General features: G+C 69.8%; 19 protein-coding genes. 7 read left to right on the top strand and 12 right to left on the bottom strand.

Annotation, left to right across the window (positions count from 1 at the left end):
* Positions 1–116: 116 nt before the first annotated feature.
* The 4 genes from EV379_RS08745 (at position 117) to rpsT (ending at position 3179) form a co-directional block, all read left to right on the top strand.
* Complete coding sequence (locus EV379_RS08745) at positions 117–1391, top strand: sensor histidine kinase (RefSeq protein WP_130505801.1); 1275 nt, start codon at positions 117–119, stop codon at positions 1389–1391.
* Complete coding sequence (locus EV379_RS08750; protein ID WP_207226220.1) at positions 1388–2032, top strand: response regulator; 645 nt, start codon at positions 1388–1390, stop codon at positions 2030–2032. Before EV379_RS08745 ends, EV379_RS08750 begins: the two co-directional genes overlap by 4 nt.
* 9 nt (positions 2033–2041) lie before the next feature.
* A complete protein-coding gene (locus EV379_RS08755) occupies positions 2042–2797 on the top strand; it encodes an alpha/beta fold hydrolase (RefSeq protein ID WP_165397335.1) in 756 nt (251 codons plus the stop codon).
* A 121-nt stretch (positions 2798–2918) separates the two neighbouring features.
* Positions 2919–3179 (top strand): 30S ribosomal protein S20, encoded by a 261-nt coding sequence (gene rpsT / locus EV379_RS08760; protein WP_055839103.1) that lies wholly within the window; start codon positions 2919–2921, stop codon positions 3177–3179.
* A gap of 174 nt (positions 3180–3353) precedes the next feature.
* Here the strand turns inward: rpsT and holA are convergent, their stop codons facing one another.
* Together holA and EV379_RS08770 are read right to left on the bottom strand one after the other, a co-directional pair.
* Positions 3354–4388, bottom strand: coding sequence for a DNA polymerase III subunit delta (gene holA / locus EV379_RS08765; protein WP_130505802.1), 1035 nt, complete (start codon positions 4386–4388; stop codon positions 3354–3356).
* A 70-nt stretch (positions 4389–4458) separates the two neighbouring features.
* Positions 4459–4875, bottom strand: coding sequence for a MarR family winged helix-turn-helix transcriptional regulator (locus EV379_RS08770; RefSeq protein ID WP_165397336.1), 417 nt, complete (start codon positions 4873–4875; stop codon positions 4459–4461).
* Between the two features lie 66 nt (positions 4876–4941).
* On the opposite strand from EV379_RS08770, the gene EV379_RS08775 reads away from it, so the two are divergent.
* Complete coding sequence (locus EV379_RS08775) at positions 4942–5331, top strand: hypothetical protein (protein ID WP_130505804.1); 390 nt, start codon at positions 4942–4944, stop codon at positions 5329–5331.
* Between the two features lie 10 nt (positions 5332–5341).
* Here EV379_RS08775 and EV379_RS08780 read toward each other — a convergent pair whose 3' ends face one another.
* From EV379_RS08780 to EV379_RS08825, 10 genes are all read right to left on the bottom strand, one after another.
* On the bottom strand, positions 5342–7753 hold the full coding sequence (locus EV379_RS08780; protein WP_130505805.1) for a ComEC/Rec2 family competence protein: 2412 nt from the start codon (positions 7751–7753) through the stop codon (positions 5342–5344).
* A complete protein-coding gene (locus tag EV379_RS08785; RefSeq protein WP_130505806.1) occupies positions 7750–8445 on the bottom strand; it encodes a ComEA family DNA-binding protein in 696 nt (231 codons plus the stop codon). The genes EV379_RS08780 and EV379_RS08785 overlap by 4 nt, the downstream gene beginning before the upstream one ends.
* 202 nt (positions 8446–8647) lie before the next feature.
* A complete protein-coding gene (locus EV379_RS08790) occupies positions 8648–8935 on the bottom strand; it encodes a hypothetical protein (RefSeq protein WP_130505807.1) in 288 nt (95 codons plus the stop codon).
* A gap of 273 nt (positions 8936–9208) precedes the next feature.
* Positions 9209–11755, bottom strand: a complete 2547-nt coding sequence (leuS, locus tag EV379_RS08795) for a leucine--tRNA ligase (protein WP_242616296.1) — start codon at positions 11753–11755, stop codon at positions 9209–9211.
* 84 nt (positions 11756–11839) lie between these two features.
* Positions 11840–13096: a low temperature requirement protein A gene (locus tag EV379_RS08800; protein WP_207226221.1), complete on the bottom strand. Its 1257-nt coding sequence runs from the start codon at positions 13094–13096 to the stop codon at positions 11840–11842.
* Positions 13093–14550 (bottom strand): anthranilate synthase component I family protein, encoded by a 1458-nt coding sequence (locus EV379_RS08805; RefSeq protein ID WP_130507370.1) that lies wholly within the window; start codon positions 14548–14550, stop codon positions 13093–13095. The genes EV379_RS08800 and EV379_RS08805 overlap by 4 nt, the downstream gene beginning before the upstream one ends.
* A gap of 47 nt (positions 14551–14597) precedes the next feature.
* Positions 14598–16349: a thiol reductant ABC exporter subunit CydC gene (cydC, locus tag EV379_RS08810; RefSeq protein WP_242616297.1), complete on the bottom strand. Its 1752-nt coding sequence runs from the start codon at positions 16347–16349 to the stop codon at positions 14598–14600.
* A complete protein-coding gene (cydD, locus tag EV379_RS08815) occupies positions 16342–18018 on the bottom strand; it encodes a thiol reductant ABC exporter subunit CydD (RefSeq protein WP_341273529.1) in 1677 nt (558 codons plus the stop codon). The genes cydC and cydD overlap by 8 nt, the downstream gene beginning before the upstream one ends.
* On the bottom strand, positions 18015–19052 hold the full coding sequence (cydB, locus tag EV379_RS08820; protein ID WP_130505809.1) for a cytochrome d ubiquinol oxidase subunit II: 1038 nt from the start codon (positions 19050–19052) through the stop codon (positions 18015–18017). Before cydB ends, cydD begins: the two co-directional genes overlap by 4 nt.
* A 9-nt stretch (positions 19053–19061) precedes the next feature.
* Positions 19062–20474, bottom strand: a complete 1413-nt coding sequence (locus EV379_RS08825) for a cytochrome ubiquinol oxidase subunit I (RefSeq protein ID WP_130505810.1) — start codon at positions 20472–20474, stop codon at positions 19062–19064.
* 93 nt (positions 20475–20567) lie between these two features.
* Between EV379_RS08825 and EV379_RS08830 the strand changes: the two genes are divergently transcribed.
* Both EV379_RS08830 and EV379_RS08835 read left to right on the top strand, forming a co-directional pair.
* Complete coding sequence (locus tag EV379_RS08830; RefSeq protein WP_130505811.1) at positions 20568–20945, top strand: BlaI/MecI/CopY family transcriptional regulator; 378 nt, start codon at positions 20568–20570, stop codon at positions 20943–20945.
* A gap of 18 nt (positions 20946–20963) precedes the next feature.
* Positions 20964–21953, top strand: a complete 990-nt coding sequence (locus EV379_RS08835; RefSeq protein ID WP_130505812.1) for a M56 family metallopeptidase — start codon at positions 20964–20966, stop codon at positions 21951–21953.
* The last annotated feature ends 5 nt before the right edge of the window (positions 21954–21958 follow it).

Below are 21958 nucleotides of genomic sequence, written 5' to 3' on the forward strand. Positions count from 1 at the left end.
CCCATGCCGGGCGCACTTCGGTGGACCCGCCTCCCTTTTCGCCCGCGAACCGGTCTGCCCGCCTTCCGACTTTCGACGGATGCCGCCGGCAGCCGGCCCGAACTAGGCTGGCGCCGATGGCTACAGAGTCGACAAACAGTGAGCGAAGCGGCGCCGTGAAGCCGAGCGCGGCGCGGCAGGCACCGAGCCGCGCCCACTCGGCGTTGACCCCGGTCTTCGTCACCATGCAAGTGGGTCTGCACGCCCTCATGGTCGGCCTCACCGGCTTCGTGGCGCTCCGGGCGCTGCTCGGCGCCTGGCCGATGCAGTGGCTCATCGTCGGACTCTGCGTCGTGCTCCTCGCCGTCTACGCGCTCGGGGTGCGCTTCGCCCGCCGCACGACGCCGATGTGGGCCAGGGCGCTGTGGTTCCTCACGCTCGTCATCGTCTGGCTGGCGCTGACGCTGCTGGCCTCCGACGGCGCGTACATCGTCTTCCCACTGTTCTTCATCGCCCTGCACCTGTTCCCGCCGCGGTGGAGCGTCCCCGTCGTCGGAGCGATGCTGCTGCTGTCGATCCTCGCCCTGGGCATGCACCTCGGCTGGGATCCCGGCACCTTCATCGGGCCGATCATCGGTGCCGCGGTCGCCGTCGTGCTCGGCCTGGCCTACCGTGCGCTGTTCCGGGAGTCCGCCGAACGCAATCTGCTGATCGATGACCTGTTGGCAACACGGGAGGAACTCGCCGTCACCGCGCGGGAGGCCGGGACGCTCGCCGAGCGGCAGCGCCTGGCCGGCGAAATCCACGACACGGTCGCGCAGGGCCTCTCCAGCATCCAGCTGCTGCTGCATGCTGCCGAACGCAACATTTCCGACGAGGCGGCGCTCGAGCACGTGCAGCAGGCCAGGCAGACCGCGGCAGACGGCTTGGCCGAGACCCGCCGCTTCATCCGGGAGCTGCGCGCTCCGGCGCTCGACGAGCAGTCGCTGCCAGCCGCCCTCGCGCGCCTCGCCGCTTCGATCACGGCACAATCGGCATCCACCAGGCCCGACTCACCGACCGTCGTCAGCTTCCAGCTCAGCGGGGAGCCGATCGAGCTGCCGATGGCGCACGAGACGACGCTGCTGCGAATCGCGCAGGGCTCCCTCGCCAATGTGCTTCAGCACTCCCAGGCCCAGCGCGCCGCCGTCACCCTGACCTTCATGGACGACGAGGTCACGCTCGACATCGTCGACAACGGGGTCGGTTTCGAGGCGGGCGCCGCCAGCCGAGCCGAGCACCGCGGCGAATCGTTCGGGCTGGCGACGATCCGTGAGCGCGTCGAGCGGCTCGGCGGCCGGCTCAGCGTCGAGTCCACCCCCGGGGCGGGAACCGCCCTCGCCGTGTCCCTACCCCTGGAGGTTTCCCCGTGATTCGCATGCTGCTGGCCGATGACCACCCCGTTGTGCGCGCCGGCCTCAAGGCCCTGTTCTCCTCGGAGAGCGACATCGAGGTCCCCGCGGAGGCCGAGACCGCCGAGGCCGCCGTCGAGCTCTGCCGTGAGCAGCGTTTCGACATCGTGCTGATGGACCTGCAGTTCGGTTCGGCCGGCCGCGGCGCGATGCAGGGCGCGGAGGCGACGCGCGTGATCCGTTCGGCCGACGGCGCGCCCCGCGTGCTGGTGCTGACCAACTACGACACGGACGCCGACATCCTCGGCGCCGTCGAGGCCGGAGCAAGCGGCTACCTGCTGAAGGACGCCCCGCCCACCGAGCTCATCGCCGCCGTGCGCGCGGCCGCGGCGGGTGAGAGCGCCATCTCCCCCGCCATCGAGATGCTGCTGCAGAACCGGGCGGATGCCGCCGGCTCGCCGCTCACGCTGCGCGAGTCTGAGGTGCTCGCGCTCGTGGCGGAGGGGCGCAGCAACCGCGACATCGGGCGGCAGCTCTTCCTCAGCGAGGCGACCGTCAAGTCGCACCTCGTGCACATCTTCACGAAGCTCGGCGTCTCCTCCCGCACCGCGGCCGTGGCCGCGGCACAGACATCCGGCGCGATCCGGAGCCGCGCTCTCTAAACTGTGCGCATGGGTCAGGCGTCCAGCACCGCACTGCCGACACTCTTCGTGCACGGCATCCGCACCTCGTCCAGCATGTGGCGGGCGCAGCTCGCCGCGCTGCACGCGCAGGGACACCGCGCCCTCGCGATCGACCTGCCCGGGCACGGTGCGCGCATCGGAGAGCCGTTCAGCGTCGACGCGGCGATCAGCGCCATCGATGACGGGGTGCGGGAGCTCGGCGGGCGGGTGCTGCTCGTCGGCCTCTCGCTCGGCGGGTACTTCTCGATCGAGTATGCGGCGCGGCATCCGCACCGCGTCGCCGGCCTCATCGCCGCGAGCTGCTCGACGCGGCCTCGCGGGGCCGGGCTCGCCGGCTACCGCGGGCTGGCAGCGGCGATCAAGCGACTACCCGATCGCGGACTCGCGCTGAACAACGCGATGGCGAGGCTCGCCGTCGGTGCAGAAGGAAGCGTCGACCTCGGCGCTGGCGGCATCGCACTCGAGGTGATGGATGGCGCCCTCGCCGCGGCCGGTTCACTCGACCCGCTCGCCGGGCTCGCGCGCTACCCCGGCCCGGTCTGGATCGTGAACGGCCGGCTCGACCACTTCCGCGTGGACGAGGCGCGCTTCGTGCGGGCGAATCCGAACACGCGGCACGTCCTGATCCCCGGTGCGACGCACCTCGTCAGCCTCGTGAAGCCGGAGCGTTTCACCGCGATCGTGCTCGGCGCACTGCACGAGCTCGAGGCCGAAAGCCGCTCGATTGTCGACTCGGCCGAATAACTGGTAAAGTTGCCTGTTGGCTTCCGTGTGTATCCCACCACTTCACACGATTGCCGCGCGACGCCCCTCTACCGTCAAGCGGCACACTCCGAATACACATCTAAGCAAGGACGTAACGAACGTGGCAAACATCAAGTCGCAGATCAAGCGCATTGGCACCAACAAGAAGGCGCAGGAGCGCAACAAGGCCGTCAAGAGCGAGGTCAAGACCGCTATCCGCGCGACCCGCACCGCGATCGCCGGTGGCGACAAGGCTGTTGCCGAGTCGGCTCTGCGCACCGCAGGCAAGAAGCTCGACAAGGCCGTGAGCAAGGGCGTTCTGCACAAGAACCAGGCTGCGAACCGCAAGTCCTCGATCGCCAAGCAGGTCGCTGCGCTCTAATCCAGCACAGTTTTCGAAAGGGCCCCGTCTTCGGACGGGGCCCTTTCTTCGTCTGCTGATGGGCTGCACTCACTCCCCGCGCGGCACAAACTGCACGTGCGCGCCGGAAACGACTACTGCGAACGCGCGGTTTCTGCCGCGCGCCGGCGCTGCGACATCCGGAGCAGCGACGGGCTAGGCGCGGCCGCGGGAGGCGATGACGCCGATGAGGCGTTCGACGGCGAAGACCGGGTCGCGGGTTGCACCCTTCACACCGGCATCCGCCTCGGCCAGCGCCTCGATGGCGCGGGCGAGGCCGTCCTCGCTCCAGCCGGCGAGATCCCGCCTGGCGCGATCGAGCTGCCACGGCGCCATGCCGAGCTGGGAGGCGAGCTGGCCAGAGCCGCCGTGGGAACCGGAGACCTTGGCCATGGTGCGCACCTTCATCGCGAAGGCGGCGACGATCGGAACCGGATCGGCGCCGGAGGCGAGGGCGTGGCGTAGCGCGATGAGCGCCTCACCGCGGCGACCGGCGAGGGCGGCATCCGCGACCTTGAACGCATTGCTCTCGACCCGCCCGCCGTAGTACCGCTCGACGGTGGTCTCGGTGATCTCGCTGGAGGAGTCGTCCATCAGCTGCTGGCAGGCGGATGCCAGCTCGGCAAGGTCGTCGGAGAAGGCTGCGACCAGGGCGCGTAGCGCGCCCGGCGTGATGCGGCGCCCTGCGGTCTTGAACTCGGCGACGGCGAAGTCGTACTTCTCGGTGTCCTTCTTGAGCTCAGCACAGACGATCTCGACACCGCCGCCGAGGCCGCCGCGCAGGGCGTCGAGCAGCTTCTTGCCGCGCACACCGCCGTTGTGGCGCAGCACGAGGTACGTGTTCTCGGCCGGGTCCTCGAGGTAGGCCAGGGTCTCGGTGATGAAGGCGTCCGTGCACTTCTCGACGGAGTTCACGCGGATGAAGCGCGGCTCCATGAACAGCGACGGGCTGGCGACCGTGAGCAGCTCGCCCGCCGCGTAGCTGTCTGCGTCGAGGTCGACGACCTCGATGCTCGGGTCCTCACCCTTCAGGAAGTCACGGAGGCGACGGATGGCACGATCGGCGAGGAAGCTCTCGGTTCCGGAGACGAGTACGACCGGGGCCGGGCGCACCTGGTTCCAGGCGAGTTGCGGGATCGTCACCGCGCTCTTGCCGGATGCCGTCTTGCCGGCCGGCTTGCGAACTACCATGCCTCGCCCCTTTTCGTCTGTTCCAGCGTAGTCGCCGCTGCGCGACAGTGGAGCCGGAGCCGTGGGGTGGTCAGTCGAGCGCGGGGGCCAGTGCAGCGAGCCTGGCCATGAGTGATCGGTGGCCGGCGATGGCCGTCTGGCCCGCCGCGCCGAGCTCGCGGTCGATGGCCCCGAATGCGGCGCGCGCGGTCTCCCCCGCCGCTCGACCCGCGTCGGTCACCTCCACGATGTAAGAACGAGCATCCTCGGGGTTCCGCGTCTTCGTGACGAGCCCCGCCCGCTCGAGCCGGGTGACTAGGCTCGTCGCGGTCGACCCGCCGATGTGGAGGGTGCCCATGATCCCTCCCATGGTGAGTGCGCCCTCGCCCAGCGCGGTGAGCAGCACAGCCTCGCCTGCGCTCAGCCCGACCGCACGAAGACCGCCATCCAGCAATCGGGCGACACGATGACCGGCAACCAGTAGTTCGATCGAGAGTGAATCAGTCATGCGCCCCATTAGTACGTTATCGTAGTAAAGTAGATACTTCACAATCGTAGCAAAGGACCTCCGTTCATGACCACAACCGATTCAGCACTCGTCGCAGGGTTCCGCGCCGGCACCCTTGAGACCCTTCCGCACTCCGATCACATCCGGGTCGCCTACGCCCTGATCGCCGCCAACGGCGTGGGGGAAGCCACGACCCAACTAAGCGACGGCATCCTGTCCTTCGCGACGGCGAAGGGCGCGCCGGGCAAGTTCCACGTGACCCGCACCACCGCATGGGTGCAGATCGTCGCCGCCGCGATGCGCGAGTGCAGCGATGCCGATTCACTGGCGTTCCTGGCGCGCCGTCCCGATCTGCTCCGCAGCACGCTGCTCGACGACCACTACTCAGCTGGCCGACTGAACACCGAGGAGGCCCGCACGCGGTTCCTCGAACCGGACCTCAAGCCGCTCGGCTGAACGGGGGGCGTCATTTTCCGGCGCGCTCGGTCCATACTCGGAGCGCACCGCTGCCGTCACGCGTCGGCGCCACCAGCACCAGCCCGTTCCGGTCGCTGCGGTAGCCGTGCGTGTTGCTTTGCCGCAGCATGGCGAGGAGTGCCGCGCTTGGATGCCCATAGCCGTTGTCGACCCCGACCCCGATGAGGCCGACCCGCGCGGCGAGCTGCTCGTACAGCTCGCCGTGCTGATCGGATGAGCCGTGGTGGGCGACCTTGACGACGTCGACGGGGCCCGGCCGTTCGAGCGCCAGCAGCGCGCGCTCCGACTCCTCGCCGAGGTCAGCGAGGAAGAGCGCCCGGATGCCGGCGCCCTCCGTCTCGAGCACGACGCTGCCCGGGTTGCCCGTGCTCAGCTCGCCCTCCGTCTCGGCCGGCCAGAGCACCCGCCAGCGCAGGCCGCCGAGCGTGCCCCGCTGGCCGCGCTGTGCCACCTGCACGGGGACGCCAGAATCATGGAGCGGTGCGAGTAGTCGCTCATCGCGAGGGCGACTGCTCGGACCGACGAGCGCGGTGTCGACGATTCCGTCAAGGGCTGTGAGGCCTCCGATGTGGTCGAGGTCGTAGTGGGTGAGCACGAGCAGATCGATGCGCTCGACGCCGAGAGTGGCGAGGCAGCCAGCCAGTGGCGCCGGTTCCGGGCCGGTGTCGATCAGCGCGGTCTGGTCCCCGTCCCGGATTAGCACCGCATCGCCCTGCCCGACGTCACACAGCGCGATCTGCCAGTCGGCCGGGCGAGAGAGGGAGCGCACGACCCCGGTGCCGAGCAGCATCCCGCCGTACGCGCCGGCGAGCGCGAGCAGCGCCGCCGTGGCCAGCACGGCCGCCCCGCGACGACTCCGCGCCGGCCGGCGCAGCAGCAGCCAGAGCGCGAGCGCCGTCGCCGCGGCGAGCAGCAGCGCCCCGAGCAGCCCGTCGAGCCACGGCGCCCGCGCGCCCGGCATCCCGGCCACCGTGCGGGCGACGGCCGCGATGAACGCGGCTGGCAGCCACGCGATCTGCGCAACCGCGAACCCGAGTGAGGGCAGGATCGGCAGCAGGAGGCAGGCAAGGAGGCCGAGCAGCGTCGCGATCGGGGCGGCGGGGCCGGCGAGCAGATTCGCCGGAACCCCGAGCAGCGACACCGTCGGGCTGAGCAGCACGAGCACCGGCTGGCAGGCCAGTTGGGCCGCGAGCGGGATCGCGAGTGCCAGGGCGAGCCCGCGCGGCATCCAGCGGCCGAGCACGGCGGCAAGCGGTGCGGTGAGAAGCAGGAGGCCCACCGTCGCCAGCACCGAGAGGGCGAAGCCATAGCTCGCCGCCAACCACGGGTCCAGGCTGAGCAGCACCACCACGGCGGCGCCGAGCGCCGGCACCCCGCCGCCCGGGCGCCCCGATGCCAGACCGAGCAGGACGATCACGGCCATCAGCCCTGCCCGCAGCACGCTCGGTTCCGGCGTGACGACCACGACGAAGCCGAGCAGCACGACGAGCGAGAGCGCGACGCGGAGGCGCATCGACAGGCGGAGCGCCGCTCCCAGCAGTATGGCGGCCGCGACGACCACGGCACAGTTCGCCCCGGACACCGCCGTCAGGTGGCTGAGCGAACTCGTCGTCATCGCGCCGTCGAGTCCGACGCTCACTGCGCTCGTGTCGCCGATCGCCAGCCCGGGCAGCAGCGCGCCGCCGTCTCCCGGCAGCCGGGCGGCCGCCTCCCGGAACTCGCTGCGCAGAGCGACGGCCCACGCCAGATACCAGGGCGGCGGCGCCTCAAGCACGAGTGGCTCGGTGGCGAAGGTGAGGAACGCGCTCGGCTCCCCCGACCCGTTCGTCTGCAGGCGGACGGTTGCCCGGACGGCGGAGCCGATCTCGGGTGGGGCGGAATCGGCGGCCAGCTCGGCGAAGAGCTGCACCGGAACGCCGCGCAACGGCTCGGGCGGCCGGGCGCCGAACTGCACACTCTCGGCCCGCAGGGCGAAACGCACCCGCCGCACCTCGCTGCCCGCGCCGGCGAGCGAGAACGGCGACGGCTGCCGTTCCGGCGTGGACATCACCGTGCCCCGCAGCGTGACGGGGCGCCCGTGCTCCGCCGCGTCGAGCAGCACGCCCGGCTGGCGCTGTGGCGCCTGTACGGCCACCGCGGTGCCGACCAGGGCGAGCACGCTGAGGCAGAGGGCGAGCAGCGGCAGCGCCGACCGAGCACGGGGCAACACGGTACGGCGGCGCAGGGCGAGTGCGAGCCCGAGCGCGGTGGCTGCGGCGCCCCAGCCGACGAGCGCGATCGACCATGCAGCCACGTTCGTCGCGAGCAGCGCCGCCGCCCAGGCGGTCGCTGCCGGGAGCAGCGCCCGTGCCACGACGGCGTCCACGATCACGGCGCGGGCCGGCGCGGTGCTGATCGTCACAGCGTCACGTGGTCTTTCAGGCCGTCGAAGGTCTTCTGGCCGATGCCGGTCACATTGCGGAGGTCGTCGATCGTGGAGAATCCGCCGTTTGCCTCACGCCAGTCGAGGATTCGCTGGGCCAGCGCCGGGCCGATGCGCGGCAGCGTCTCCAGTTCGGCGAGCGTCGCGGAGTTGAGGCTGACCGGCCCGGATGCCGCACCGCCCGTGCCGGCGCCGGAATCAGTGCCACCGAGCTGCGGAGGCGCGACCGGAACCTCACCGGCCCGGGGAACGCGCAACTGCTCGCCGTCAGCAAGAGGACGCGCCAGGTTCACCCCGGCCGGATCGGCATCGTCGGCGAACCCACCTGCCGCGGCGATGACGTCGATGACGCGTGAGCCGTCGGCGAGCTCGTAGAGGCCTGCGCTGCCCACCGCGCCGAGGACGTGCACATAGATGCGTGCGCCGCCCTCTGCGGCATCCGGTGTCGCCGGCGGCCCCGTTGCGCGCTCCGGCCCCGCGAGCGGAACCGTCTCGTCGACGCCGGAGCCGCCGAACGCCGTGATCGCCACGGCAGCGAGCAGGGCGAGGATGAACAGCACGATCGCCGCTCCGATGCCCAGCCGCGTGCGTCGCGACGGCGCCCGTGCGGACGGCGCGAGTGTGGCCAGCGCGGCCGCCGCATCGGCATCGGGCGAGGCAGGGGGCTCCATATGGGCAGCCTAGGAACCGCCCGCCCTGCCCGGTCCATCACCGTCGCGGCTGTGCACAACGAAGGCGCCTGCCCTGCCTGTGCAGGAGAGGCGCCATCGGCGGGGTGGCTGCGTTCGCGCTAGCGCGGATCGCGATGTTCACGATCTTCGGCGTGCGCGATCACTTTAGCTGGCCCCAGGGTGGGCGGTTTGTCGTGAGTACCTAGTTTCCGTCGTGGGAGCCGAATGCCAGCTTCTCTTTACTGATGCCCTCGGCAATCCCCCACCAGTCAGTGTGCTTGGGGTCCGCTGCGGTCTGAGCGGCCACAATTCCGTAGATGCCCAGATTGGCGAGGCTGTACGTGTCGCTCTCCGACCCGTCGCGGTGTCGTTCGGCTGTTGCGGTACGTCCTCCGAGCGCTGGCGCCACAACCTCAAAGCCATCGGGGAAAACTATCGTGGTCCCCGCCAGATCGCAGGTGGCGCGATCGGTCTCTCCGATCTCAGTCACGGGCATCGGAGAGGTCGAAGCGCACGGGGGAATCGCGAGCTCGCTCGGCTTAAGGAGCACACCGCGAGACTGAGCACAGCTCGCCAAGCAGAGGACGGCGGCAAGACAAGCCGTTGAGACCATTCGTTTGCGCATACCCACCCCGTCGCCGCCAACAGTCAACGCGCTGCACTCTATACCCAGCGGGGCCATCGCCGTCGCGGCTGTGCACAACGATGGCGCCTGCCCTGCCTGTGCAGGAGAGGCGCCATCGAGGGTGCTGAGAGGTGCGGGTTAGCCGCGGATCGCGATGTTCACAATCTTCGGAGCGCGCACGATCACCTTGATGATCTCGCCGTCGCCGATCGCCTTCGTGACGGCATCGGATGCCAGAGCAAGCGCTTCGAGCTCGGCTTCGCTGATCTGCGGCGACACCTCGAGGCGATCGCGCACCTTGCCGTTCACCTGCACGACGGCGGTGACGGAGTCCTCGACGAGTAGGGCCGGCTCCGCGGTGCGCCACGGCGCGAGGGCGACAGACGGCTGGAAGCCGAGCTTCTCCCACATCTCCTCGGCCAGGTACGGCGCGAACAGGTTGAGGGCCAGCGCCGTCGTCTCGGCAGCCTCGCGCACGGCGGGGTCAGCCGCGCCGACCCCGGAGTCGATCGCCTTGCGGGTCGCGTTGACGAGCTCCATCAGCCGCGCGACGACGACGTTGAATTTGAACGCCTCGGTCAGGCCTGGGGCATCGGCGAGGAACCGGTGCGTGACACGGCGCAGGGCCTGGTCGCCGCCGGCCGGGTCGACGCCGGGGGCGCTCGTCACGTCGTTGGCGATGCGCCAGGCGCGGGCCAGGAACTTGGCAGAGCCGACGGGCGAGACCTCGGCCCAGTCGATGTCGTCCTCCGGCGGGCCGGCGAACGCCATGGTCAGGCGCACGGCGTCGACACCGTGCTTGTCGACCTCTTCGGTGAAGAAGACGATGTTGCCCTTGCTCTTGCTCATCTTGGCGCCGTCGAGGATCACCATGCCCTGGTTCAGCAGCGCCTTGAACGGCTCCTCGAAGTCGAGGTAGCCGAGGTCGTGCAGAACCTTGGTGATGAAGCGCGCGTAGAGCAGGTGCAGGATCGCGTGCTCGACGCCACCGACGTACTGGTCGACGGGCGCCCACCTCTTGGCCTCGTCGACATCGAACGCCTTGGTGTCGTCATTCGGGTTGAGGAAGCGCAGGAAGTACCACGAGCTGTCCACGAAGGTGTCCATGGTGTCCGCGTCGCGCTTGGCCGGCGTGCCGTCGACGGGGTTCGGGACGTTGACCCAGTCGGCGGCGCCGCCGAGCGGCGAGGTGCCCTTGGGCTTCAGGTCGAGGCCTGCGGCATCCGGAAGCAGAACGGGCAGCTGCTCAAGCGGGACGGCGTGCTCGGTGCCGTCTTCGCCGTGGATGATCGGGATCGGGGTGCCCCAGTAGCGCTGGCGGGAGATGAGCCAGTCGCGCAGGCGGTAGTTCTTGGCCGCACGGCCGCGGCCGTCGGCCTCGAGGATCTCGATGGCGCGCGGGACGGCGTCGGCCTTGCTCAGTCCGTCGAGCGGGCCAGAGTTGATGAGGGTTCCGGAGCCGGCGAGGGCGATTCCGGTCTGTGTTGGATCGTTTTGGCTCGGGTCGTTGCTCTCGCCGTCCTCGTTCGTGTTCGGCACGTCGAGCACGACGCGCACGGGCAGGTCGAAGGTGCGGGCGAAGTCGAGGTCACGCTGGTCGTGCGCTGGCACGGCCATGACGGCGCCGTGGCCGTAGTCGGCGAGCACGTAGTCGGCGGCCCAGATGGGCAGGCGCTCCCCGTTGACCGGGTTGATCGCGTAACGCTCGAGGAAGACGCCGGTCTTCGCACGGTCGGTCGCCTGGCGCTCGATCTCGGTGCTCTGGCCGACCGCGGTGAGGTAGTCGGCGAAGCGCTGCTGCACCTCCGGGCTGGTTCCCTCGACGAGTTCGGCGGCCAGGGCGGCATCCGGGGCGACGACCATGAACGTCGCACCCCAGAGCGTGTCCGGCCGCGTCGTGAAGACGGGGACGCGCTCCTCGCGGCCCTCGATCTCGAACTCGACGTCCGCGCCGATGGAGCGACCGATCCAGTTGCGCTGCATCTGCAGCACCTTCGACGGCCAGTGGCCCTCGAGCTGGTCGAGGTCGTCCAGCAGGCGGTCGGCATAGTCGGTGATCTTGAAGTACCACTGCGTCAGGCGCTTCTTGACGACGACGGCGCCGCTGCGCTCCGATGTGCCGTCGGCGAGCACCTGCTCGTTGGCCAGAACGGTCTGGTCCACCGGGTCCCAGTTGACCCAGCTCTCCTTGCGGTACGCCAGGCCCTTCTTGTACAGCTCGAGGAAGAGCCACTGGTTCCACTTGTAATACTCGGGGTCGCTGGTGTGCAGCTCGCGTTCCCAGTCGAAGCTGGCCGCGTAGAGGCGCATGCTGCGCTTCTGCTGCTCGATGTTGTCGTAGGTCCAGCCGCGCGGGTCGACGCCGCGCTTGATGGCGGCGTTTTCGGCCGGCAGCCCGAAGCTGTCCCAGCCGATCGGGTGCATCACGTTGTAGCCCTGCTGGCGCCAGTAGCGCGCGACGACGTCGCCGAGGGCGTACACCTCGGCGTGGCCCATGTGCAGATCACCGGAGGGGTACGGGAACATGTCGAGCACGTACTTGCGCGGGCGCGTGTCGTCGGGGTCGCTCGTGCTGAACGGCTTGAGCTCGTCCCAAATGGGCAGCCACTTCTTCTGAAGCGCGCCGAAGTCGTAGACCTCGTCGTCGTCGTGCCTGCTGCTCGCGGAATCCTGCTCGTGTGCCACGTGACTCTCATTCAATTGCGGATGCGGTGGAGGGAGCGCCATCGCTCTGGAGGGCGTGCGCAGATGCTCACACAACCCAAAGCTCTAGCGTACCCACTTCGAGCGTTGCTTCTCGATGCGCAATGCCGCGCTCTGGTGCCGGTGGCCGACGCTCTCATAGCCGAGCACGGTGATGAGCGGCGCGAACATCACCACGAGCAGGCACCAACTCATCGGCACCCCCGCGGATGCCAGCACGAGCGCGATCGCGAGGATGCCCAGTGTGCCGAGCAGCAGGAGCAGGTGCAGCCAGTCCGTCACCCGCACGAGGAATCGGTACAGCACGTAGACGCTCAGCGTGTAGATGCCGACGGGCAGGGCGAGGGCGAGCACCGTCCCGACGGCGCCGATCACGGACTCCCCCTCGATGAAGTACGCGGCGACGTGGAGGCCGGCACCGACCGCCGCCAGCGCCGCGAAGACGACGAGGTGGCCATAGCCCCAGACGAAGGAGCGGCCGCGTGCGATGCTGAGGATCTCCGCCGACGGCACGATGTAGTACATCCACCACAGCCCGAAGGTCAGCCCGACCCCCGCGACGGCGACGAGGACGGCATCCGTGCTCCAGCCCTGGTGGCCGACGACGGCCGAGATCGAGGCGACGGTGCCGATGACGCCCTCGCCGAGCGTGATGATCACGAGCAGGCCGTAGCGCTCCACGATGTGGTGGACGTGCCACGGCGTTCCGCCCTGCAGCCGTTCGGCGAGCACGGGGCCGCTCATCTCGACGACGACGAGGGCGCTGCCGAAGACGAAGGTCTGGGTGGCGTCGAGCGGGGCGAGGAGCACGGCGATCCAGCCAATCTGTGCGACGACGAGCGTGACGATGTAGCTGATCGCCGCAGCACGATGGGCGGGATCGGCGACGGCGGCGCGCGCCCACTGGGCGACCATGGCGATGCGCATCACGATGTAGCCGAACACCATGACGGTGTTGTTGAGTTCTCCGCCGTGGTCGATCGAATCGAACATCCGCGGCAGGCCGAGGGCCAGGATGATGACGCCGACCATCTGCACCATCGTCGTCACGCGGTAGAGCCAGTCGTCGGTGTCGTAGGCCGAGGCGAACCAGGAGAAGTTGATCCACGCCCAGACGATGGCGAACATCGCGAAGCCGAAACCGGCGAGCCCGCTAGTGATGTGGCCCTCGGCGACGAGGCGGGCGAACTCGTTGCCCGCGACACCGAATGCGACGACGAAGGTCAGGTCGAAGAGCAGTTCAAGCGGTGTCGATGCGCGATGCACCTCGAGCGGGTCCCTGCCCCGCATCGGCCGCAGCCGGTGTGCGTGCGGCTCGCTCATTGCTCCGTGGCCCCGAGCACGGCGAGCAGCGCGCGTGCCTTGATCTGGGTCTCCTCGATCTCCTCGGCGGCGACCGAGAGCGCCGTGATGCCGCCCCCGGTGCCGATGCGGGCGCCGGCGGCATCCAGCACGATGGATCGGATGACCATGGCCAGGTCGACGGCGCCGTCGAGGCCGATGTAGCCGAAGGCGCCGGAGTAGATGCCTCGTGGGCCGGCCTCGAGCCCGTCGAGGATGCGCATCGCGCTGATCTTGGGTGCGCCCGTCATCGACCCGGCCGGGAAGCTGGCCTCGACGGCGTCGATGCCGGTGAGGCCGTCGGCCAGCTCGGCCTCGATCGTGCTGACCAACTGGTGCACGTGCGCGTAGCTCTCGACGGTGAGGAGCTTGCTGACGCGGACGGAGCCGAGCCGCGCGATCTTGCCGATGTCGTTGCGCATCAGGTCGACGATCATGAGGTTCTCTGCACGCTCTTTCTCGCTCGACTCGAGTTCGGCGCGGAGCTCGAGGTCGCGGGCGAGGCCGCTCGCGCGCTTGCGCGTGCCCTTGATCGGCTTGGTCGTCACGTGGCCGCCGGCGGTGACCGCGAGGAACTGCTCCGGACTCGCGCTCAGCAGCGAGATGTCGCCGAAACGGAGCAGTCCGCCGTGGTGGGTCGGGCTGGAGTCCCGGAGCGTCAGGTAGCTCGCGAGCGGATCGGGGTGCGTGTCGACGCTGATCTCGTTGGTCAGGCAGAGCTGGTAGGCGTCGCCGCGGTGGATCGCCGCCTGACACTCGGCGATCAGCTCGGCGTAGCGCTCCGGGCCGTGGCGCCAGCGCGCCGCTGCGGTGGCGGGTGCTGGCGTGGCGGGTTCCGGCGCGGCCGGTTCCTGCGCGGGGCCGGGTGCGGATGCCGCGGCAGCCAGCGCGTGCTCGACCTCGGCCATCCATCGCTCCAGTTCGGCGGCTCCGGTGTCGCCGGCGTCGCTGCGCAGCAGCAGCGTCACGGTCCGCGCCGCGTGGTCGAAAGCGAGCGCGCGGTCGATCTCGAGCAGCGCGGCATCCGGGGTCGGGGACGGATGTGTCGGCGTTCCGACGGTCTGCGCCCCGAGTTCGTAGCCGAGCCAGCCGACCCAGCCGAGCTCGAAGCGGGCCGGCTCGCCGGCCGGGCCGCTGTGGCGCTCGGCCGCGGGCAGCGCGTTCCGCAGGAAGTCGAAGATCGTGCCGCCGACAGTCGCGGCCGGCTCGTGCGAATCGACGCGGTCCACCCGGACGCTGCCCGTCCGAACCGACGCGGTCACGACGCGGGCGCCCGGCCGCGGCGCGCCCAGGTAGCTGACGCCTGCCACGGCATCCGGGCCGCAATCAAGCCAGAACGCGTGTGCGGAATCGCCGTGGAGCGCTGCGAAGGCGGCGGCCGGCTCGACCCACCGCGACAGGTCGGCGCGAAACACAATCGGGGGCTGGGGGCGCATCACCCGTCCAGCCTAGGGCTGCGGCGCCCGCGCAGTCACGCCGGCTGCTACCCGACCGCCAGGCGGCCGTCCTGCAGCACGAGCTCGCGATCGATCAGCTCGCCAGGCACGGTGTCGTGCGAGATGAGGATGACCGTGCGCGGAACGCTGTCCGGTCCGGTTGCGGTCGCCGCCAGGATGTCACGCATGAGCGCAGCGGCCTGTGCGGCATCCACGTTCGCGGTCGGCTCGTCAACGACGAGCACGGCGAAGTCGGCGAGCAGCGCGCGTGCCAGGGCGATGCGCTGGGCCTGCCCGCCGGAGACGAGCGCCCCGCGCTCCCCCAGCTCCGCGTCGAGACCGCCGCGACTCGCGGCCCAGTCGCCGAGTCCGACGCGCTCAACCACGGCCAGCAGCTCGGCATCGCTCGACGTCTCCCTGGCGAACAGCAGGTTCTGCCGCAGGCTGGAGTCGAAGATCCAGGGCTGCTGCTCGCAGAGACCGACGGTGCGGCGCAGCTCCGACGGCGCCATGCTGCGCGCCTCGCGTCCGCCGAGGGTGAAGCTGCCGTCGTAGTCGATGAAGCGCACGAGCACATTCGCCAGCGTCGTCTTGCCCGCACCGCTCTCGCCGCGCACGAGCACGCGCTCGCCCGCGTCGATCGTCATGGTGAGGTCGCTGAGGGCGGTCGGCGTGCCGGATGCCGCGGCGCCGGTGTCCCCGTCCCCGGCGAACACCGGCCAGTGCGCCGAGAGCCCGGCGAACGCGATCGCCGGAGCGGCGCTCCGCGTCGTCGCCTGCTCGCCCGCCCGAGCCTCCGTCTGGGGCTCAGCCTGCTCCGCCGTGTCGAGCGGGATGCCGGCCGGCACCTGTGCCGGCGCGACGCGTGCAACCCGCCCGGCGCTGGAGCGCACCTGGCGCCACGCTCCGACGGCCAGCGGCACCATCCCGCACACCTCGAACACGGCGAGCGGAACGAGCGCGATGATCGTGAGCTGCGGTCCCTCGAGCGCCGGAGCGCCGACGAGGATCGCGAGCAGCGTCGCCAGGCCGGCGGCGAGGGTCATCGCCGAGGCAGCGAGGCCGGCGCCGAACGCCGCCTTCACGCCGTCGCGGCGGAGCGCGGCATCCGCCCGGCGCAGATCGTCGATGCGTTCGTCGACGGCGCCGAAGGCGGTGAGCACGTCGAGCGAGCCGACGAGCTCGAGGATGCGCTCCATCAGCGCGCCGCGGCCAGGAGCCAGACGGCGTTCGGCGCGCGCCGCGACGGCCGCGTGCAGCACGGTGCCGGCGACGAACGCCAGAACGAGGCAGAGCGCCAGTGTGAGCGCGGCCTCCGGCAGCACCAGCCACACCCCGAACACGCTGAGCACGGCGACGATCGCCGAGACGAGCAGCGGCTGTACGACGCGCAACGGCAAGTCCTGCAGCTCGTCGACGTCGCTGACGAGTCGGCTGAGCAGATCGCCTCGCTTGGTCCTGGCGAGCCCGGCCGGCGCGAGCGGGATCAGGCGCTCGAACACCGCGCCGCGCAGTTCGGCGAGCTGGCGGAATGCCGCATCGTGGCTGAACAGACGGTCGACGTAGCGGAAGGCCGCGCGCCCGAGGGCGAAGGCACGCACGCCGACGACAGCGGCCGAGAGGTAGGCGATCTGCGGCTGCTCGGAGGCACGGGTGATCAGCCAGCCGGAGCAGGCGATCAGCGCGACGGCAGAGAGGGCGCTGCAGAGGGCGAAGAACAGCCCGGGCGTGAAGCGTTTGACGCCGGGCTGCGCGCGGCGCAACACCGCGGCGGCGTCGGATGTTCGGTTCTCAGGCACGTCGCACCGCCTCCAGACTCACCACGCGGTCGGCTGCCGCGATGACGGCCTCCCTGTGGCTGACAACAATGACGATGGCCCCGTCGGCGGCGGCGGCGCGCAACGAGGCGATCAGCTCCGCCTCCGTCGCGGCGTCGAGCGCTGAGCTCGGCTCGTCGAGAATGAGCAGCGGCGTTCCAAGCTCGGTCCACCGGTAGAACGCACGGGCGATCGCGACGCGTTGCGCCTGACCGCCGGAGAGGCCGCTGCCGGCGACGCCGAGCTCGAGCGCGGGGTCGATCGCCGACGCCGACGCCCGGCGCAGGCTGGCCTGCACGAGCTGACCACGTTCGTCGGCGCCGAGGCGGCTGCCGAGGGCGATGTTCTCCGCGACGCTGCCGGCGGCCAGCCCAGGGGTCTGACCACACCAGGCGATGTCGGAACCGCTGACGGCCCGCGCGCCTGCACCTTCGGCGGCGAGACGGATCTCGCCCTCGTACGGCAGGAAGCCTTGGATGGCGGCGACAATGCTCGACTTGCCCGCACCGCTCTGCCCGGTGAGCACCGTGACGGCGCCAGGCTCGAAGCCGGCCGATAAGTCGTCGACGATGAGGCGGTCGCCGCGACGGATGCCGAGGCCATCGATTCGCAGCGCGGCACCGCGCGGCACGGCCGCCCGAGCGGCATCCGCGGTATCGCGAGCAGGCAGGGCATCGGCCGCCTCGATGATCTCGAAGATCTCCTCCGAGGCCGCGACGCCGTCCGCCGCGGCGTGGAACTGGGCGCCGACGTTGCGCAGGGGCAGGAAGATCTCCGGGGCGAGGATCAGCACGAACAGCCCGACGCCGAGGCTGAGCTGGCCGTCGAGGAGGCGGAGCCCCGCCGTGACCGCGATCAGCGCGACCGAGAGGCTGCCGGCCAGTTCGAGCACGAATCCGCTGAGGAAGGAGAGCCGCAGCACCTTCATCGTCTCGACGCGGTACTCATCGGTCACCCGGTGAATGCGGCCGAGTTGGCGGCGCTCCCTGCCGAAGATCTTGAGGGTCGACAGCCCGCCGACGACGTCGAGGAACGCACCGCTCAGCCGCTGCAGGCTGTCCCACTGCTTGCGCTGCACCGCCTGTGTCGCGAGGCCGATGAGCACCATGAAGATCGGGATCAGGGGCAGCGCGATCACGACGATCAGCGCGCTCACCCAGTCGCTCAGCAGCACGACGAGCACCAGCAGCGGCGTCGCCACCACGGTGAGCACGAGCTGGGGCAGGTACTTGGCGAAGTAGCCGTCCAGGGCGTCGAGACCGGGGCCGATGACGGTCGCCGCCGTCGCGCTCCCCTTCCGCGCCGCCCAATCCGGGCCGAGCCGACGCACGGCGCCCAGCACGGCGACGCGCAACTGGCTCTTCACCCGCGCAGCGCCGGCCGCCGCCGTGGCATCCATCGCCCACACCGTGAACGCGCGGAGCGCGACCATGGCGGCCAAGGCCCAGAACGTCGGGGCGAGTTCCGCGATGCCGTCGCCGGCGATCGCGCCGGTGATCAGGCGGGAGACGAACCAGGCGAAGCCGATGATCGACACCGTCTGCAGCAGGGCGAGCACGGCTCCCCCTGCGAGGAAGCCGCGCATCGCCCGCGCCCGCCGAAGCAGGCGCGGGTCGATGGGGCGGACTCTGGCCGTGTCCTGGCTGCTCACGCCGACTGTGCAGCGCCGGCGGGAGCCGCGCCTGTCGCCGCCTGGATGCTCGCGCGGCTGACTCGCTTGCGGAAGACCCAGTACGTCCAGCCCTGGTAGAGCAGGATCAGCGGCAGGAAGACGAGCGCCGTCCAACTCATGACCGTCAACGTGTACTCGGAGCTCGAGGCGTTGGCGATGGTGAGGCTGTTCGCCGGGTCGTTGCTGGCTGGCATGACATCCGGGAACAGCGCCGTGAACAGCGCGAGCACGGCCAGGGCGACGGTCGCGGCCATGAAGCTGAATGACCAGCCCTCTGCACCCCGCAGGTTGAACAGCCAGGCCCCGATGAGCGCCACAGCCGCCAGAGCGGCGAGCACGAGGTAGGCGACGCTGAACTCGGCCAGGAAGGCCGTCCAGACCAGGAACGACGCCGCAACCACGATCGTGACGACGCCAGACTTCACGGCGAGCTTGCGGGCCCGTTCGCGGATGTCGCCCGCGGTCTTCAGCGAGATGAACACGGCGCCGTGGGTGAAGAACAGCAGCAGGGTTGTGACACCGCCGAGCAGCGCGTACGGGTTCAGCAGATCGAAGAACGTACCGATGTAGTTGTGGTCGGCATCCAGCGGGACACCCTGCACGATGTTGGCGAATGCGACGCCCCAGAGCAGCGCCGGCACGGCGGAGCCGACGATGATCATGCCGTCGAACCAGGCCTTCCAGCGGGATTCGGGGCGCTGGTGCCTGTACTCGAACGAGACGCCGCGCAGGATCAGGGCGAGCAGAATGAGCAGCAACGCCAGGTAGAACCCGCTGAACAGGGTGGCGTACCACTCGGGGAATGCCGCGAAGAGGCAGGCTCCCGCGACGATCACCCACGTCTCGTTGAGGTCCCAGACGGGGCCGATGGTGTTGATGAGGACCCGGCGGTCGAGGTCGTCCTTGCCGAGGAATGGCAGCGTCATGCCGACGCCGAAGTCGAAGCCGTCCAGGATGAAGTAGCCGACGAACAGGGCTGCGACAATCCAGAACCAGAGTGTGGCGAGATCCATGATTGTCTCCTAGTAGACGGTGGTTGATGGTTCGATGCGCCCGGTTTCCGGGTGCGGCTCCGGCGCGTCGGCCGGGCCCTTCTGGGCTGCCTTCTTGATGAGCTTGAACTCGACGACCGCGAGGATGCCGTAGATCAGCGTGAAGGCGATGAGCGAGATGAGCACCTCGAGGCCCGAGACTCCCGGCGAGACGCCGTCCTCGGTCTTCAGCAGGCTGAACACCAGCCAGGGTTGCCTGCCCATTTCGGTGAACACCCAGCCGACGATCATGGCGGCCAGCGACAGCGGGAACGCCCAGATCGCGGCCTTCCAGACCCACTTGCTCTTGGGGTGACGGCCACCGCGGGTCAGCCAAAGGCCGACGACGGCGACGAAGACGTGCAGCAGGCCGAGGCCGATCATCCAACGGAACGACCAGTAGGTGATCCAGATGATGGGCGTGTAGTCGCCGGGGCCGAACGCCTCGATGTACTGCGCCTGCAGGTCGTTGATGCCCTCGACGCAGCCGTCGAAGGTGTGCGTCGACAGCAGCGAGAGCAGGTAGGGCACGCGGATGGAGAACAGCTCGCTCGTGCCGTCCGGTGTTCCGAGGGTGAACAGCGAGAAGGACGCTTGGGCGCCGCACACCGTTTGATATGTGGCCTCGGCCGCGGCCATCTTCATCGGCTGCGTCGCGACCATCGCCAGGCTGAGCTGGTCACCGAAGACCGTGGTCAGCACACCGGCGATGATCATCATCCAGAGCCCGAGCTTGAGCGCTGGACGCATCGTCTCCAGGTGCTGGTTGCGCGCCAGGTGCCAGGCGGCGACGGTGATGATGAGGCCGGCCGACACCATGAAGCTGGCGAAGATCGTGTGCGGGAAGGCGGCAAGCGCCACCGGGTTCGTGAGCAGCGCCCCGATGTCGACGAGCTCGGCTCGCCCCTTGTCGACGTTCATCTCGTAGCCGACCGGGTTCTGCATGAAGGCGTTGGCCGCGATGATGAAGTACGCCGAGAGGATGGAGCCGAACGCGGTCGCCCAAATGGTGAGCAGATGGAGGAAGCGGGGCAGCTTGTCCCAGCCGAAGATCCAGAGGCCGATGAACGTCGCCTCGAAGAAGAAGGCGAGAAGGCCCTCGAAGGCCAGCGGGGCACCGAAGACGTCCCCGACGAAGCGGGAGTAGTCCGACCAGTTCATGCCGAACTGGAACTCCTGCACGATGCCAGTGACGACGCCCATGGCGAAGTTGATGAGGAAGAGCTGGCCGAAGAACTTGGTCAGCTGGAGATACCGGACCTGCCCCGTTCTGTACCAGGCGGTCTGGAAGATCGCGGTCGTGGTGACCATACCGATCGTGATCGGAACGAACAGGAAGTGATAGATCGTGGTCAGGCCGAATTGCCAGCGCGCAAGCGCAAGCGGGTCCAGGATCTCGTTCACGGGGGCTCCCCTCAACGGACTTCTACACTGCGTAGAACTCGCAACTTCTACAGAGCGTAGAACATTTTCAGTTACGAGCGGTAATCTTGAATCATGAACACTCTCGGGGTCTTGGAAAGATCGATCATGAACGCCCTGTGGGACGCCCATGATGGACTGTCCGCTCCCGAACTCGGCGAACGCCTCCTGAATGCTGAGGCGGAATCGCCGCGCAAAGAGCATGCAACGACCACCCTACTGACGGTGCTCTCCCGCTTGGAAGCAAAAGGTTTCGTGTCGCGGAGCCGCAGCTCGCGCCCGCACCGTTACTTCGCGGTGAACAGCCGTGAGGAGCACACGGCGACCCTGATGCACCAGGTGCTCGAGCTCGCGCCGGACCGCGATGCCGCGCTCGCCCGCTTCGTCGGACAGGTCAGCGCCAGCGAGGCCGAGACGCTGCGCGCCCTGCTCGACTCGCGGCCCACCGGGTAGCACAGAGCCCCCACCCCCGTGTACATCTCCGCAGCCGTCCTAGCGCTGCTCGCCATCGCGCTGGCCTGGCCCATTCCGCTTTGGCTCGCCGCCGCCCGCTGGCCGTCGCGTGCGCCTGGCACCGCGCTGGCGCTCTGGCAGGCGATCGCGCTCGGCGGCGGACTGGCGATGATCGGGGCCCTGCTGAGCTTCGGGCTCGCCCCGCTCGACGGCGAGGCCGGCGGCATCCACGCCCTCATCGCCAGCCTCGTCAACGGTCCGATACCGGCCGAGTTCGCCATCGTCAACATCGTCGCGATCGGCGGGGCCGTGCTGCTCGGCGTCCACCTGCTGCTCAACCTCATCAGCACGGCCGTGCGCACGGAGCGCAGCCGCCGACGCCACCGCGCGACCGTCGAGCTGCTCAGCTCGCCGCTGCCCGAACAACCCCGCACCCGCGTGCTTGACCACCCGACGCCGATCGCCTACTGCGTGCCGGGGGTGCACACCGTCACCGTGCTCTCCGGCGGGCTGATCGAGCTGCTCGAGCCGGCTGAGCTCGACGCGGTGCTCGCGCACGAGCGCACGCACCTGCGGCAGTTCCACCACCTCGTGCTGTTGGCCTTTCGCGCCTGGCACGCCGCCCTGCCGTGGTTCCCGATCGCGAACCGCGCGGAGAACGCCGTCGGCCTGCTGGTCGAGATGCTCGCAGACGACGATGCGAAGAAGGAGCGTGACCCGCACACGCTCGCGAGGGCGATCGCGCTGGTCGGCACGTCACAGCCCAGCGCGAGCGGCGAACTCGGCGAGCGGCCTGTGCCCCGCGCCGAGCACACCCCAGATGCCGCCCGCACCCCGCTCGGCGTGCGCGTGTCCCGCCTGCTGCGGCCGGACGCACCGCTCCCCCCGCTCGCGCGTCTGCTCGCGCTGAGCGCGGCCGCTCTGATCGTCAGCATTCCGGCGTCGGTGCTGCTCGGCGTCGCCCTCGGGGTCGCCCCCGCCCTCGCCGGCACGCCCGCTCCTGTTTGAGGCGC

The sequence above is a fragment of the Microterricola gilva genome (assembly GCF_004217495.1).
Classification (GTDB): domain Bacteria; phylum Actinomycetota; class Actinomycetes; order Actinomycetales; family Microbacteriaceae; genus Microterricola; species Microterricola gilva.

Bases quoted from the DNA above. Each gene is read 5' to 3' on its own strand.
- EV379_RS08745 (WP_130505801.1), top strand. From the start codon at position 117: ATGGCTACAGAGTCGACAAACAGTGAGCGAAGCGGCGCCGTGAAGCCG.
- EV379_RS08755 (WP_165397335.1), top strand. From the start codon at position 2,042: ATGGGTCAGGCGTCCAGCACCGCACTGCCGACACTCTTCGTGCACGGC.
- holA (WP_130505802.1), bottom strand. From the start codon at position 4,388: ATGGTAGTTCGCAAGCCGGCCGGCAAGACGGCATCCGGCAAGAGCGCG.
- EV379_RS08770 (WP_165397336.1), bottom strand. From the start codon at position 4,875: ATGACTGATTCACTCTCGATCGAACTACTGGTTGCCGGTCATCGTGTC.
- EV379_RS08775 (WP_130505804.1), top strand. From the start codon at position 4,942: ATGACCACAACCGATTCAGCACTCGTCGCAGGGTTCCGCGCCGGCACC.
- EV379_RS08785 (WP_130505806.1), bottom strand. From the start codon at position 8,445: ATGGAGCCCCCTGCCTCGCCCGATGCCGATGCGGCGGCCGCGCTGGCC.
- EV379_RS08800 (WP_207226221.1), bottom strand. From the start codon at position 13,096: ATGAGCGAGCCGCACGCACACCGGCTGCGGCCGATGCGGGGCAGGGAC.
- EV379_RS08805 (WP_130507370.1), bottom strand. From the start codon at position 14,550: ATGCGCCCCCAGCCCCCGATTGTGTTTCGCGCCGACCTGTCGCGGTGG.
- cydB (WP_130505809.1), bottom strand. From the start codon at position 19,052: ATGGATCTCGCCACACTCTGGTTCTGGATTGTCGCAGCCCTGTTCGTC.
- EV379_RS08830 (WP_130505811.1), top strand. From the start codon at position 20,568: ATGAACACTCTCGGGGTCTTGGAAAGATCGATCATGAACGCCCTGTGG.